Source organism: Acidovorax sp. JHL-3, from assembly GCF_000526295.1.
GTDB lineage: Bacteria > Pseudomonadota > Gammaproteobacteria > Burkholderiales > Burkholderiaceae_C > Acidovorax > Acidovorax defluvii.
On the sequence record NZ_JAFU01000001.1, the window covers coordinates 2,675,504 to 2,689,317 of the forward strand.

Consider the following 13,814-nt stretch of genomic DNA (forward strand, 5'->3'; position numbering starts at 1 on the left):
CGGTTTATTGTTTACTATTTATTTGATAGCTGCTTGCGCTTGATGGGCGTGCGCTAGCAGCAGATTTCTTGCCGCAGTGGAAGCCGCGATGCGCCCCGCCGCCACATCGGCCTGCATCTGGGGGAGCAGCTGTACGACCCGGGGGTGCTGGCGAAATGCGAGCTTGAGGCCCGCGTCGATTCGCTCCCACATCCAGGCCAGCGCCTGCTTCTCGCGCCGCGTGGCCAGGCGGCCGTTGGCGGTTTGCAACTGCCGAAACTGCGTGACCGCGGCCCAGAAGCTGTCCACGCCCTGCCCCAGCAATGCGCTGATCTGCACCACCTTGGGGTGCCACAGGGCTTCGTTGTGGTGGGCGTTTTCAGGGTTGCCGTGCTGGCTCAGGATGCGCAGACTGGATGTGATTTGCGCCTCGGCGCGCGTGGCGGCGTTCTTGTCGAGGTCGGCCTTGTTGATGACCACCAGATCGGCGATCTCCATCACACCTTTCTTGATGGCCTGCAGGTCGTCACCCGCATTGGGAAGCTGCAGCAGCACGAACATGTCCGTCATGCCATTGACGGCAATTTCGCTCTGGCCCACACCCACGGTTTCGACAATCACCACGTCGTAGCCCGCCGCTTCGCAGACCAGCATGGCCTCGCGCGTTTTCTCTGCCACGCCGCCCAGCGTGCCGCTGCTCGGGCTCGGGCGGATGTAGGCTTTTTCGTGCACGGACAGGTGCTCCATGCGCGTCTTGTCGCCCAGGATGGAGCCACCCGAAACCGTGCTGGACGGGTCGATGGTGAGCACGGCCACGCGGTGGCCCTGAGCGATGAGATACAGGCCCAGCGCCTCGATAAAGGTGGACTTGCCCACGCCGGGCACGCCGCTGATGCCCAGACGAAACGATTTGCCGGTGTGGGGCAAAAGCGCTGTGAGCAGTTCGTCGCCCTGCGCGCGGTGATCGGCGCGGGTCGATTCGAGCAGCGTGATGGCTTTGGACATGGCACGGCGCTGCACGGCAGCATTGCCATGCAACATGCCCTCCAGCAACGCGCCTGGGTTCACGCCACCGCCTTGCGAATCTGCTCCAGCACATCCTTGGCGCTGGCGGGGATGGGTGTGCCGGGGCCGTAGATGCCCTTCACGCCCGCTTCATACAGGTGCGCATAGTCTTGCGCCGGGATCACGCCGCCCACAAACACAATGATGTCGTCGGCGCCCTGGTCCTTGAGCGACTGGATGATGGCGGGCACCAGCGTTTTGTGGCCTGCAGCCAGCGTGCTCACACCCACCGCGTGCACATCGTTTTCGATGGCCTGGCGGGCGCATTCTTCGGGGGTCTGGAACAGTGGGCCCATGTCCACGTCAAAGCCCAGGTCGGCAAATGCCGTGGCCACCACCTTGGCGCCACGGTCGTGGCCGTCCTGGCCCAGTTTGGCAATCATCACGCGCGGGCGGCGGCCCTGGGTTTCGGCGAATTCGTTGATTTCGGCCTTGAGTTTGTCCCAGCCTTCGGCCGAGTCATAAGCAGCAGCGTACACACCGGTCACCTTTTGTGTATCGGCGCGATGGCGCCCGTAAACCTTTTCCAGCGCATCCGACACCTCGCCCACGGTGGCGCGCAGGCGCATGGCCTGGATGGACAGGTCCAGCAGGTTGCCGCTGCCGTCTTCTGCTGCAGAAGTGAGAGCATCCAGCGCTTGCTGTACCTTGGCTGGGTCGCGTTTTGCCCTGATATTTTTCAGGCGCTCAATCTGGCCGTCGCGCACCTTGACGTTGTCGATCTGCAGGATGTCGACCGGGTCTTCCTTGGCCAGCTTGTACTTGTTGACGCCCACGATGACGTCCTTGCCCGAGTCGATGCGCGCCTGTTTTTCAGCGGCGGCGGCTTCGATCTTGAGCTTGGCCCAGCCACTGTCCACGGCCTGCGTCATGCCGCCCATGGCTTCGACTTCTTCGATGATCTTCCAGGCGGCATCCATCATGTCCTGCGTCAGCTTTTCCATCATGTAGCTGCCGGCCCAGGGGTCCACCACATTGGTGATGTGGGTTTCTTCCTGAATGATGAGCTGCGTGTTGCGCGCAATGCGCGATGAAAATTCGGTGGGCAGCGCAATGGCTTCGTCGAGCGCGTTGGTGTGCAGGCTCTGGGTGCCGCCAAACACCGCCGCCATGGCTTCGATGGTGGTGCGCACGATGTTGTTGTAGGGGTCTTGCTCGGTCAGGCTCCAGCCGCTGGTCTGGCAGTGGGTGCGCAGCATCAGGCTCTTGGGGTTCTTCGCGCCGGTTTCCTTCATGATGCGGCACCACAGCAGGCGCGCAGCGCGCATCTTGGCCACTTCGAGGTAGAAGTTCATGCCGATCGCCCAGAAGAACGAGAGGCGCCCGGCGAACTCGTCCACATCCAGGCCCGAGGCAATGGCGGTCTTCACATACTCCTTGCCATCGGCCAGCGTGAAAGCGAGTTCCAGCGCCTGGTTGGCCCCGGCTTCCTGCATGTGGTAACCCGAGATCGAGATCGAGTTGAACTTGGGCATGTTGCGTGCCGTGTAGCCAATGATGTCGCCGATGATGCGCATCGAGGGCTTGGGCGGGTAGATGTAGGTGTTGCGCACCATGAACTCTTTCAGAATGTCGTTCTGAATGGTTCCGGAGAGCTTGTCCTGGCTCACGCCCTGCTCTTCTGCCGCCACCACGTAGCCCGCCAGCACGGGCAGCACGGCGCCGTTCATGGTCATCGACACGCTCACCTTGTCGAGCGGGATCTGGTCGAACAGGATCTTCATGTCCTCCACGCTGTCGATGGCCACGCCGGCTTTGCCCACGTCGCCGGTCACGCGCGGGTGGTCGCTGTCGTAGCCACGGTGCGTGGCCAGGTCAAACGCCACACTCACGCCCTGCCCGCCTGCGGCCAGCGCCTTGCGGTAAAAAGCATTGGATTCTTCGGCCGTGGAAAAACCCGCGTATTGGCGAATCGTCCAGGGGCGCACGGCATACATGGTGGCCTGGGGACCACGCAGGTAGGGCTCAAAACCGGGCAGCGTGTTGGCATACGGCAGACTGGCCGTGTCTTCGGCGGTGTACAGCGGCTTGACGGTGATGCCATCGGGCGTGACCCAGTTCAGGGCGTTCACATCGCCACCGGGGGCTGACTTGGCGGCCGCCTTGGTCCAGGCTTCCAGCGAAGCGGCAGCGAACTCGGGGGCGTTGTTGTGGGGCTTGTCACTCATGGCGAAGGCTTCTCCGAAGATGGCTTTGGGGCGTGAAACGGCGCAAGGGCTGATCCCGATGTGGCGGCGAGTTTACATCATTCATAATTATTCATTCAAAATATTCTTGCCAGCTTACAATCCACCCCATGTCTGCCCTCACCCTCACGCCCCGCGCCCTGTATGTTGAAGTGGCTGAGCAACTGCGCCAGCGCATTTTTCGGCGCGAGTTGGAGCCTGGCAGCTGGATTGACGAGCTCAAGATCGCCGAAGAGTTTGGCATCAGCCGCACCCCCCTGCGCGAGGCGCTGAAGGTGCTGGCTGCGGAAGGCCTGGTCACCATGAAAGTGCGCCGTGGGGCTTATGTAACCGAAATGTCGGAAAAAGACCTGCGCGACGTGTACCACCTGCTCAGCCTGCTGGAGAGCGATGCCGCCGGCGTGGTGGCCACCACCGCCACCCCGGCGCAACTGAAAGAATTGCAGGATCTGCATGCCGAGCTGGAAGCCGCAGCCAACGAGCGCGACCGTTTTTTTGCCGTGAACGAGCGCTTTCACATGCTGCTTTTAGAGCTGGCCAACAACCGCTGGCGCAGCCAGATGGTGGCCGACCTGCGCAAGGTGATGAAGCTCAACCGCCACAACTCGCTGCTCAAGCAGGGCCGCATCGAGGATTCGTTGAACGAGCACCGCGCCATCCTGGCCGCCATGGTGGCGCGCGATGCGCAAAAGACTGTCAGGGCCATGCAGGCGCACTTTGCGCAGGGGCTGGAAGCGGCGACCTGACCAAGACCGCCAGGCAGGCGCGGCCTCACCCACGCCCGCCAAGGCGGACTACCGCATCTGAAACAACTCTTGATGGAAGCGGGACTCTGGCAGTCCCAAGGCCCCAAGGTCCTTCTTCAGTGACTGGCCGAAGGGCGCGGGACCGCAAAACCAGATATCCGCATCCCGCCAGCCGGGCACCAGTTCGGTCAGGCGCGCCGCGTTGAGCTGGCCGTCGCGCTGGCTCCACAGCACATGCAGATGCACTCCCGCGGCCTCGGCATCGCGGGCCATCATGCCGATGGCGTGCTCGTCGTACACCGCTGTGGGGTGGAACAGGTCGATAGTCTTGCCATCGGACTCCGCGGCCAGCGCCTTCATGCGCGAGATGAACGGCGTGATGCCAATCCCGGCGCCCACCCAGATCTGGCGCTTTTGCGCGCCCTGGAAAGTGAACCGGCCGTACGGGCCCTCCAGCTTGACCACGTCGCCGATGCGCACGCGCTCGCTCAGCGTGCGGGTGTAGTCGCCCAGTGCCTTGATGATGAAGGTGATGTGGCCGTCGCCCGTCCACGCCGACGATATGGTGTAAGGGTGCGGCCCCTCGTCCTCGTGCAGGGTGACAAAGGCGAACTGGCCCGACTCGTGCCCCGCCCAGCGGCCCTTGCACAAAATGTCCACCGCCACAACATTCAGCGATTCATGGCGCCGTATGGCGGCCACCTCCCCCACCACCTGGCGGCCCACCGCCACGCGCCGCAACAGCACCATCAGGGCCGCCACCGTGCCCGCGCCCATCAGCACCGCCATCAGCGGGCCGAGAACGCCAGTCCAGTAATCGAACTTCAGCAACACCACCGAGTGCCACACCAGCGCCAGATAGGCCACGGCCAGCAGATGGTGCGTCTTGAAGAAATACCGGTAGGGAAACCGCTTCACCAACGCCAGCACCATCAGCAGCACGGCGGCATAGAAGGCCCACTCGCCAATGCTCTCGGCCAGGCCGCGCTGGTTCAGAAAGAACTGCTGGATGGGCGCATCCAGCAATTCGGCGCGCGGGCCCCGTTGGGGGCGCTGCAGCCAGCCCCAGCCCACGGCCCACTTGGTGCCCTGGGCCAGCAGCCAGTGGGCGACCGAAATCACCAGGCCCGAGATGCCCAGCCATTTGTGCAGGCGGTACATCTTGTCCAGGCCGCCGAGATAGGGCTCGAACACCACCGGGCGCACCGCCAGCACCATGGCTGCGCTCATGACACCAATGCCCAGCACCCCGCTGTATTGCATCAGCACCGAGCGCCAGGCAAAAAAGTTGGTCGGCGAAGACCAGACCATCAGGTCGGCCACCAGCCACAACCCCGTCAGAATGAAAAGGTAGAACCAAAAGAATCGTTTGATGTTGCGCATTGAACTGCCCAGAAATGTGCCCTGCACTTTAGGCGTTGCGTGTGAAGCGGTATTGATACAAACGTGTCTGTCGCGTAAATACCAGCGCTGAACGGGGCCGTGCCTCGGTGGGTGTCGGCACCGGTCACTGACCTCCGTCATGCACGGCTGCATTGTTGCGCGGCGCCCGCAGATGTGTCGGTATGATGACCCGGGTTTACCCGCAGAACCTGCCCCCATGCGGCATGTTCATGACTCAGCACACCTCCCGATGACCTCTTTTGCACCCGACTTCGCCAGTGTCGAAACGCTGCCCCAGCTCCTCGCCTACCGTGTTGCCCACACCCCCGACGCACAGGCCTACCGTGCATTTGATCCCGCCACGCATGACTGGGTCCACCTGACCTGGAAGCAAGCCGCACAGCGTGTGGCGCAATGGGCGCAAGCCATGGTTGCCACGCAGCTGCCCACTGCCGCCCGCGTGGCCATCCTGCTGCCCAACGGCCTGAACGCCATGTGTGCAGACCAGTCCACGCTGGCCACAGGCTGCGTGCCGGTGCCCCTGCACGCCATCGACAACCCAGGCAGCATTGCCTACATCCTGGCCGACTGCGAAGCCTCCATGCTCATCGTTGGCCAGGCCGAGCACTGGGAGAACATCCGGGCCGTAGGCACGGCGTTTCCTGCATTGCGCGCGGTGGTCATCATGGACGACGATGGCGAGGCCCACACCTGTGCCGCCACCGCCGACGGCCCGGCCGTTGGCACGCTGGCGCAATGGCTGGCCAGCGCGCCCCGGGCCGCTGAGTTGCCTGCCCCCACGCCACCCGGCCCCGAGGACCTGGCCGCCCTCGTCTACACCTCGGGCACCACCGGCAAGCCCAAGGGCGTGATGCTCACGCACCGCAACGTGGTCAGCGACGTGAAAGCGGTGCTCCAACGCATCGTTCCCACAGTGGACGACGTGTTCCTGTCGTTCCTGCCGCTGTCGCACACGTTTGAGCGCACGGGCGGCTATTACCTGCCGATTGCGGCGGGCAGTTGCGTGGCCTATGCACGCTCGGTGCCGCTGCTGGCCGAAGACCTGAAAACGGTGCGCCCCACGGTACTGGTGTCGGTGCCCCGCATTTACGAACGGGTCCACGCCAAGCTGCTCGAAAAGCTCTCGCCCACGCCCTGGAAGATGCAGCTGTACGAAGCGGCGCAAAACAAAGGCTGGGCGCGCTTTTGTGTCGCCCAGGGCCTGCCAGCACCCCAGGCCGACGAAGGCCGGGCCGCCGGCTGGATGGCCGCCCTGCCCTGGCCTTTGCTGCAGGCACTGGTCGCCAAGCCGCTGCTGGCGCAATTTGGCGGCCGCGTGCGTGTGGCCGTGAGCGGTGGCGCCCCGCTGTCGCCCACCATCGCCAAATGCTTCCTGGGGCTGGGCTTGCAGTTGGTGCAAGGCTACGGCATGACCGAAACTGCGCCCGTGGTGTCGGCCAATTCCCCCGACGACAACGACCCCGCCAGCGTGGGCCGCGCCCTGCCCGGTGTAGAGGTGCGCATTGGCGACAACCGTGAGCTGCAGGTGCGCGGCCCTATCGTGATGAAGGGCTACTGGAAGCGCCCCGAAGACACCGCCAAGATCCTGAGCGCTGACGGCTGGCTGGGCACGGGCGATCAGGCAGAAATCATCAGCGGGCGCATCTACATCCGGGGGCGCATCAAGGAAATCATCGTCACCTCCACCGGCGAAAAAGTGCCCCCGGGCGATCTGGAACTGGCGGTGCTGGCCGACCCGGCGCTGGAGCAGGCGTTTGTGGTGGGCGAAAACCGGCCCTTCATTGCCTGCGTGGCGGTGATCAAGCACGACGAATGGCAGCGCCTTGCCGCCGACCTGGGCCTGAACCCGCAAGAGGCCACCAGCCTGCACCACCCCAGCGTGCAACGCGCCGTGCTGGCGCGCATCGAAAAGAACACCGCCAGCTTCCCCCGCTACGCCGTGCCACGCGCCGTGCACCTGACGCTGGAGCCCTGGACCATCGAAAACACTTTCATGACGCCCACGCTCAAGCTCAAGCGCAACAACCTGATGCTGCACTTTGCACAGGCCATCGAGGGGATGTACCAGAAGTCTGCAGCACGCTGATCTGGCGCTTTAAGGCAATGCTGATCAAGTAGCGTCAATCCATGGCACGAACCATTTGAATGCCAAATGGCGTGAAACGCTGCCGAATCTCGGCCCGCTGAGCCCGCTCTCTGGAGGCTTTCAGCCCCCTTCAAACCCCTACGGGCGCACCTGTCCCAGCAATTGCCCTCGGCCCAGGTAGATGTTGGCCAGCGCCAAGGCCGTGAACGCCCGCGTCGCGTTCTTTTGCAGCCCGCGATAGCGCACCTTGCCAAAGCCCCACAACCGCTTGACCACCCCGAACACATGCTCTACGCGAGCGCGGATGCGTGACTTGTTGCGGTTCTTGGACCGCTGCGTCTCGTCAACCACCCCGCACCTGCGGGTGCGCTGGTTGGTGAAGTCTTTGGCTTTGGGTGCCTTGCCCCGGATCAGCGCTTTCTGGCTGGCGTAGGCCGAGTCGCCGTACACGCGCTGTTCGTTGCCATGCAGCAGATCGGGCAGAGGGTGTTTGTCGTGCACATTGGCCGCCGTCACCACGGCGCTGTGCGCCAGCCCGCTTTGGCTGTCCACGCCAATGTGCAGCTTCATGCCGAAATACCATTGCTGGCCCTTCCGCGTCTGATGCATGTCGGGGTCGCGTGCCTTGTCGGCGTTCTTGGTGGAGCTGGGCGCTGCGATGATGGTTGCATCCACGATGGTGCCGGTGTTGACCTTGAAGCCGCGCTCCTGCAGTTGCTGGCCTACCTTGGCAAACAGGGCTTCGCCCAGTTTGTGCTCATTGAGCAGTTTGCGAAACTTCAGCAGCGTGGTGGCATCGGGCACGCGTTCGCGGCCCAGATCAATGCCCACAAAGCGGCGCAGACTGGCGCTGTCATACAGAGCCTCCTCGCACGCCAGATCGGCCAGGTTGAACCAGTGCTGAAGAAAATGGATGCGCAGCATGCGCTCAAGGCCAATGGGCGGGCGGCCGTTGCCTGCCTTGGGGTAGTGCGGCTCTATCACCTGGCAGAGGGCGGCCCATGGCACGATGGCATCCATGGTTTGCAAGAACTCTTCGCGTCGGGTGGGCTTGCGCGAATGCTCGAATCCGCTGTCTTGATCTGCGGCCATGGCCAGGGTCTGCTGCTTCATAGGCGGATAACGGTTGAAACCCCACAACGGTGGACCTTAATCAGCATTGCCTTAAATTTGATAGCTGCTTGCGCTTATCGATAAACGGCTAGCGGCCAATTTGATGCAAAAATCAGGAACATGCTGCACCGGCATCACGTCTCGAACTGATCCGCGTTCTTGCCCTTGATGGGGGCATAAAACGCCTTGATGGTGGCCATGTCAGCGTCCAGGTCGCCCGTGGGCTCGAATACCGGGCCCAGGCCTCCCACCTTGCGGCCATAGTCAACAAACGCCAGCACGATGGGCACGCCGGCTTCTTGGGCGATGAAGTAAAAGCCGGTTTTCCAGTGCCGCGTCTTGCCGCGCGTGCCCTCGGGCGGCACGATCAATTGCATGGGCCCTTTGGCGGCACGCATGGCCTGGGCCGAGCTGGCCACCAGGTTGCTCGACTGCTCCCGGTTCACCGGAATCCCGCCCAGCCAGCGCATCACCCCGCCAAAAGGCGCCCGAAACAGACTTTGCTTGCCCATCCAGTACACCCGCAGGTGCAGCGAGAAAGCCAGCATCAGCGTATAGGGCAGATCCCAGTTGCTGGTGTGGGGCGCGGCAATCAGCACGCTCTTGGCGGCATGGGCTGGCAGGCTGCCTTCGATAGTCCAGCCGGTCAGGCGAAGGGTGGCTCGCGAAACCACGCGCAGCAGCGTGTTGACCACCGGCGTGTCAAAAATGGTGTGGTGCATGAAAAAGCAAACGCAAGGGCACGAACAAAAACGGCGTAGCGAGTATCACCGAAACATTTGGCAACGCTTCTTGTGCTGCGGCAAGAAGTTTCCCCTGGCGGGCGCCTCTTGCGCAGGACTTGGAAGCGGAACTAGAAAGCGGAAATCGCAAGCGCGCCGGGGCGTGGCGGCCCATCGAGTGGCATTCGCTGGCGATCCACGGTGCTGCACCGCGTTATCCCGGAAAACCCAGAATGCTTTGTTTTTGATAGCTGTCAGCGCTTTACAGACAAGCGCCAGAGGCACTTTTTGCATATAACCACTTGCCAGTGTCCGTTCGGCGCTGGTGGGATAATCTGTGCTTTTCGTCGGCCGCTGTGCAAAGGCGCCTTGCCTTCTGAGTTGCAGCAGCAGCCCTCCCCCCTCTTTTCCTGCCTTCTGAATTGCCTGTGGAACCCACCCTGAGCCCCTGGCGCATGTCTGTCGCCCCGATGATGGACTGGACCGACCGCCATTGCCGCTACCTGCACCGGCTGCTGAGCCGACACACCCTGCTGTACACCGAGATGGTGACCACGGGTGCGCTGGTGCATGGCGATGTGCCGCGCCACCTGCGCTTCAACGCCGAAGAGCACCCCGTGGCCCTGCAGCTGGGCGGCAGCGAGCCGGCCGATCTGGCGCACTGCGCGCGGCTGGGCGAGCAATGGGGCTATGACGAAATCAACCTCAACTGCGGTTGCCCCAGCGAGCGGGTGCAGCGCGGTGCCTTTGGCGCCTGCCTCATGAACGAGCCCCAGCTGGTGGCCGACTGCGTCAAAGCCATGGTGGACGTGGTGCAGGTGCCCGTGACGGTCAAGCACCGCATTGGCATCGACAAGGACGAGAGCTACGCCTTTGTGCGCGACTTTGTGGGCACCGTGGCCGCTGCGGGTTGCACGGTGTTCATCGTGCATGCGCGCAATGCCTGGCTCAAGGGCCTGTCGCCCAAGGAAAACCGCGAAGTGCCCCCGCTGCGCTACGACGTGGTGCGCCAGCTCAAGGCCGATTTTCCGCACCTGACCTTTGCCATCAACGGCGGCCTGAACACCGATGCCGCCGTGCAAGAGCAGCTGTCCCAGGTGGATGGCGTGATGGTAGGCCGCGAGGCCTATCACAACCCCTGGTGGCTGGCGCGCTGGGACGCCCTGTATTACGGCGCCGCTGAAAGCACGCTCACCCGCGAGGATGTGGAAGCCGCCATGGTGGACTACATGGCGCGCGAGGCCGCAGCACATGGCACGCCCTGGGCCAGCATCGCGCGGCACATGCTGGGCTTGCGCCATGGATTGGCAGGCTCACGCCGCTGGCGCCAGGTGTGGAGCGACCATCGCCTCAAAGGCCTGCCGCCGCACGAAGTGATGGCCCTGGCGCACGCCAGCCCGGTCGAGGCCTGAAGCAAGTCTGCGCTTGAGCTTCGCCATCCAGCCGATCGCTGCGCTTTGCCGTTGGGTGACTTGCCCTGCACGCGCCTGAACGACAGTTTTCAGCGTTGCAGGGCCTCCCAGGCGCAACGTTGAGGCCCCCCGCGCATGGCGCAACCTTGCCGCGCCTTCAGCCCTTTCAGCCCCCGCCCAGCTGGCGCGTGAGCCACCCTTGCAGCGGCTCGGGCCTGGAAAACAGATAGCCCTGCAGGCAGTCGCACTGGCTGGCCACCAGAAAATCGGCCTGGGCGCGGGTTTCGACGCCCTCGGCCACCACGCGCAGCTTGAGGTGCCTGGCCACCGAAATGATGGACTGCACGATGGCGGTGTCGTTCGGGTCGTCGGGCGTGTCCTGCACAAAGCTCTTGTCGATCTTCAACTCGTACAGGGGCAGTCGCTTGAGGTAGGCCAGGCTGGAATAACCCGTGCCAAAGTCGTCAATCGAGAAACGCACACCGTGACGCACAAGGTCGCTCATGCGGGCAATGGTGTCGTCGAGGTGTTCGATCAGCAGGCTTTCGGTGACCTCCAGGATGAGCAGCGCTGCCGGGGCGCCGGTCTGGGCAAGCATGCCGAGCACGCGTTCGACAAAATCGTCCTGGCGAAACTGGCGCTCGCTCACGTTCACGGATATCAAAAGCTCCTGCCCTGCCGCGTGCAATCGGGCCAGTGTCTCGCAGGCCTGCAGGATCATCCAGTCACCCATGCGCAGGATCAGACCTGAGGATTCCGCCACCGGAATGAAACGGCTGGGGGGCACGTTGCCGCGCACCGGGTGGTTCCAGCGCATGAGCAGCTCGCCACCGATCACGGTGCCGGACGCATCCACCTGCGACTGCACGAACGCAGTCAGCTGGCCCTCTGCGCTGGCTTTTTTGAGGTCTTGTTCCAGCGCCAGGCGTTCTTGCACGTCGGCCTGCATGTCGGTTTCGTAAAAACGGATGCGGTTGCGTCCCAGGTCTTTGGCGCGGTACATGGCGGTGTCGGCCTCGCGCAGCAGGTCTTCGACCTCTTCGCTGCGCTTGGGGAAAAGGGTGATGCCGATGCTGCCCGTGCTGCTGTAAAGATGGGTGTCGATGGTGTAGGGCGCCTCCAGGGTCGCCCGCACGGCCTCGGCCGCCAGCAGCGCGCTGCGCCCGCCCGATTCCATGTCGGTGGCAATGTCGTTGATCAGCATCACAAACTCGTCCCCCCCGATGCGCGCGACGGTGTCGCCGGGGCGCTGCAGCTGCGCGAGGCGCTGAGCCACCTGCTTGAGGAGTTCGTCTCCCAGCGAATGCCCGCGGGCGTCGTTGATCTGCTTGAAATCGTCCAGATCGATGAACAACAACGCCCCCACCTGCCCCGACTTGCGCGCCGAGGCCAGGGCATGGTCCAGGCGGTCCAGCAGCATGCGTCGGTTGGGCAGGCCGGTCAGCCCGTCAAAGTAGGCCAGCTGGTGCGTGCGGGCTTCGGCCAGCTTGCGTTCGGTGATGTCTCGCGACAAGGCAATGAAACGGGGAACCTGCCCGGGCGTTGCGCTTTCCTTGCGCGCGATGGACAACTCGAACCAATGCGTCTGTTGCGCCAGTTCCAGTCGGTATTGGTGGCCCATTGAATAACCTGTGTCGTGGGCGGCCTGCAGCGCGGCATGCCAGCCCGCAGAGGCCTCGGGCGGCACAAATTCGTCCATCAGCCGGCCCAGAAACATCTCGGGAGGCGCGGCCAGCAGCGTGGAGCGCGCGGAGCGGTAATGGTGGATGCGCCCCTCCAGGTCGACCTCGAACAACAGGTCGGGAATGGCGTTGAGGGTGCTTTCCAGGTCGTCCCGGGTGCTGCGCAGCGCCTGCGTCATGCGATGGGCCAGCCCCAAGGCGCGGTCACGTCCCGTGGCCATCACCCAGGTCAGCACACCCGCCATCAGGCCCAGGGCCACGCCCATCGCGGCCAGCAGGACGTCATCGCGGTCCTTGAAGCGCTGCTCGAAAGCCGGCAGCGGCTGCATCACCAGCGTCCAGGTGCGCCCGCCCAGCGCTATTTGCTGCGTGGCGCGCAAACCCGGTGCTGCGCCTTGCGCGGCTGCAGCAAGGTTTGCGTCGCCATACAGCAGGCTCTCGGCGGATTGCGGGTCGCCGTCATAAACGACCAAGTCGATATCGGAATAAAGTTGCCGGGCCATTCCCTGCAGCAGATCGTTCATGCGAAAGGGTGCCGAAACCCAGCCCACAATGCCCCGCTGGCGGCCCTCCACCGAGCCGAGGTCGGCATCCTTGCGATAAAGCGGCAGGTACATGACCAGCCCGGTCACGGCATCACGCCCCACGTCCTGCTGCAGCCTGAGCCTGGAGGTCAGGGCCAGTTTGCCGGTGTCGCGCGCGCGGTCCAGCGCCTCGCGGGCGGTGGTAATGGTGGAAACATCGAACCCCAGCGCCTTGAGGTTGTCGCTGGACTGGGGCTCGATGTGGGTGATAGGGGTGTGGTGCGATTGCGCGACCTGCGGGTGCACGTTGTAAGACAGGAAGCCTTTGTTGCGCATCTGCTCCACATGGGCGTCCAACTCGTCTGCCGGCAAATTCAGCACATAGGCCACGCCCTGCAGCCCGGGCCGGGTTTCTGGCAGGCGCAGCGCCTGCACATAGGCCTCAAACTCGTCGCGATCAATGCTGTCGGAGCCGTCGTAGTAGCCCTTCACGCCGAGCAGCACCAGTTCGTAGGTGGCCATGCGGTCTTTGAGGCTGGAAACAATGCGCTCCACCGAGACGGCAAAGGCCTGATGCCTTTTGGCGTCAGCTTCCCGCTGTGCGCCCTGCCAGTATAAAAATGTCAATCCCAGCAAGAACACCGTCAGCACCGGCCCCGTCAGCGCAAGCAGACCCCAACGGTGTTCTTCCGTGCGAGGCCGCTTTTGGTGCTGGCGGGTTTGGCTCATGGGGTTGGAAGTCTGGATGGTTGCTTGGTGGGAAAAATTGTCTGGAGCAACGGGCAGCGCAAAAACGCCGGCACAGTCTTTTGCCATTATGGGCAAGTTCCCAGGCCCTCCCCCCAGTATTTGTGCGTATTCGCAGACCCACGCAGGCAGCACGGGACGACACAGG

At 63.6% G+C, this 13,814-nt stretch carries 9 protein-coding genes; 3 read left to right on the forward strand and 6 right to left on the reverse strand.

Annotated features, from left to right (window positions below; translation table 11 throughout):
* Positions 1-18 precede the first annotated feature (18 nt).
* Together meaB and scpA are read right to left on the reverse strand one after the other, a co-directional pair.
* Entirely contained in the window at positions 19-1,047 is a 1,029-nt protein-coding gene (gene meaB, locus K226_RS0112540) for a methylmalonyl Co-A mutase-associated GTPase MeaB (RefSeq protein ID WP_024815143.1), read from the reverse strand.
* Positions 1,044-3,212, reverse strand: a complete 2,169-nt coding sequence (gene scpA, locus K226_RS0112545; RefSeq protein WP_024815144.1) for a methylmalonyl-CoA mutase — start codon at positions 3,210-3,212, stop codon at positions 1,044-1,046. Before scpA ends, meaB begins: the two co-directional genes overlap by 4 nt.
* Positions 3,213-3,340: 128 nt before the next feature.
* Between scpA and K226_RS0112550 the strand changes: the two genes are divergently transcribed.
* Entirely contained in the window at positions 3,341-3,976 is a 636-nt protein-coding gene (locus tag K226_RS0112550) for a GntR family transcriptional regulator (protein WP_024815145.1), read from the forward strand.
* Positions 3,977-4,024: 48 nt separating this feature from the next.
* Here K226_RS0112550 and K226_RS0112555 read toward each other — a convergent pair whose 3' ends face one another.
* Complete coding sequence (locus tag K226_RS0112555; protein WP_024815146.1) at positions 4,025-5,359, reverse strand: ferric reductase-like transmembrane domain-containing protein; 1,335 nt, start codon at positions 5,357-5,359, stop codon at positions 4,025-4,027.
* A gap of 250 nt (positions 5,360-5,609) precedes the next feature.
* Between K226_RS0112555 and K226_RS0112560 the strand changes: the two genes are divergently transcribed.
* Complete coding sequence (locus K226_RS0112560; protein WP_024815147.1) at positions 5,610-7,466, forward strand: long-chain fatty acid--CoA ligase; 1,857 nt, start codon at positions 5,610-5,612, stop codon at positions 7,464-7,466.
* A 138-nt stretch (positions 7,467-7,604) separates the two neighbouring features.
* Here the strand turns inward: K226_RS0112560 and K226_RS0112565 are convergent, their stop codons facing one another.
* Together K226_RS0112565 and K226_RS0112570 are read right to left on the reverse strand one after the other, a co-directional pair.
* Positions 7,605-8,579 (reverse strand): IS5 family transposase, encoded by a 975-nt coding sequence (locus K226_RS0112565; RefSeq protein WP_024815148.1) that lies wholly within the window; start codon positions 8,577-8,579, stop codon positions 7,605-7,607.
* Positions 8,580-8,713: 134 nt separating this feature from the next.
* Positions 8,714-9,301: a lysophospholipid acyltransferase family protein gene (locus K226_RS0112570; RefSeq protein ID WP_024815149.1), complete on the reverse strand. Its 588-nt coding sequence runs from the start codon at positions 9,299-9,301 to the stop codon at positions 8,714-8,716.
* 422 nt (positions 9,302-9,723) lie between these two features.
* Here K226_RS0112570 and dusA point away from each other — a divergent pair, with 422 nt between their 5' ends.
* Entirely contained in the window at positions 9,724-10,713 is a 990-nt protein-coding gene (dusA, locus tag K226_RS0112575; RefSeq protein ID WP_024815150.1) for a tRNA dihydrouridine(20/20a) synthase DusA, read from the forward strand.
* A gap of 166 nt (positions 10,714-10,879) precedes the next feature.
* On the opposite strand, the gene K226_RS0112580 is transcribed toward dusA, so the two are convergent.
* Entirely contained in the window at positions 10,880-13,648 is a 2,769-nt protein-coding gene (locus K226_RS0112580) for an EAL domain-containing protein (RefSeq protein WP_051463538.1), read from the reverse strand.
* Positions 13,649-13,814: the final 166 nt, after the last annotated feature.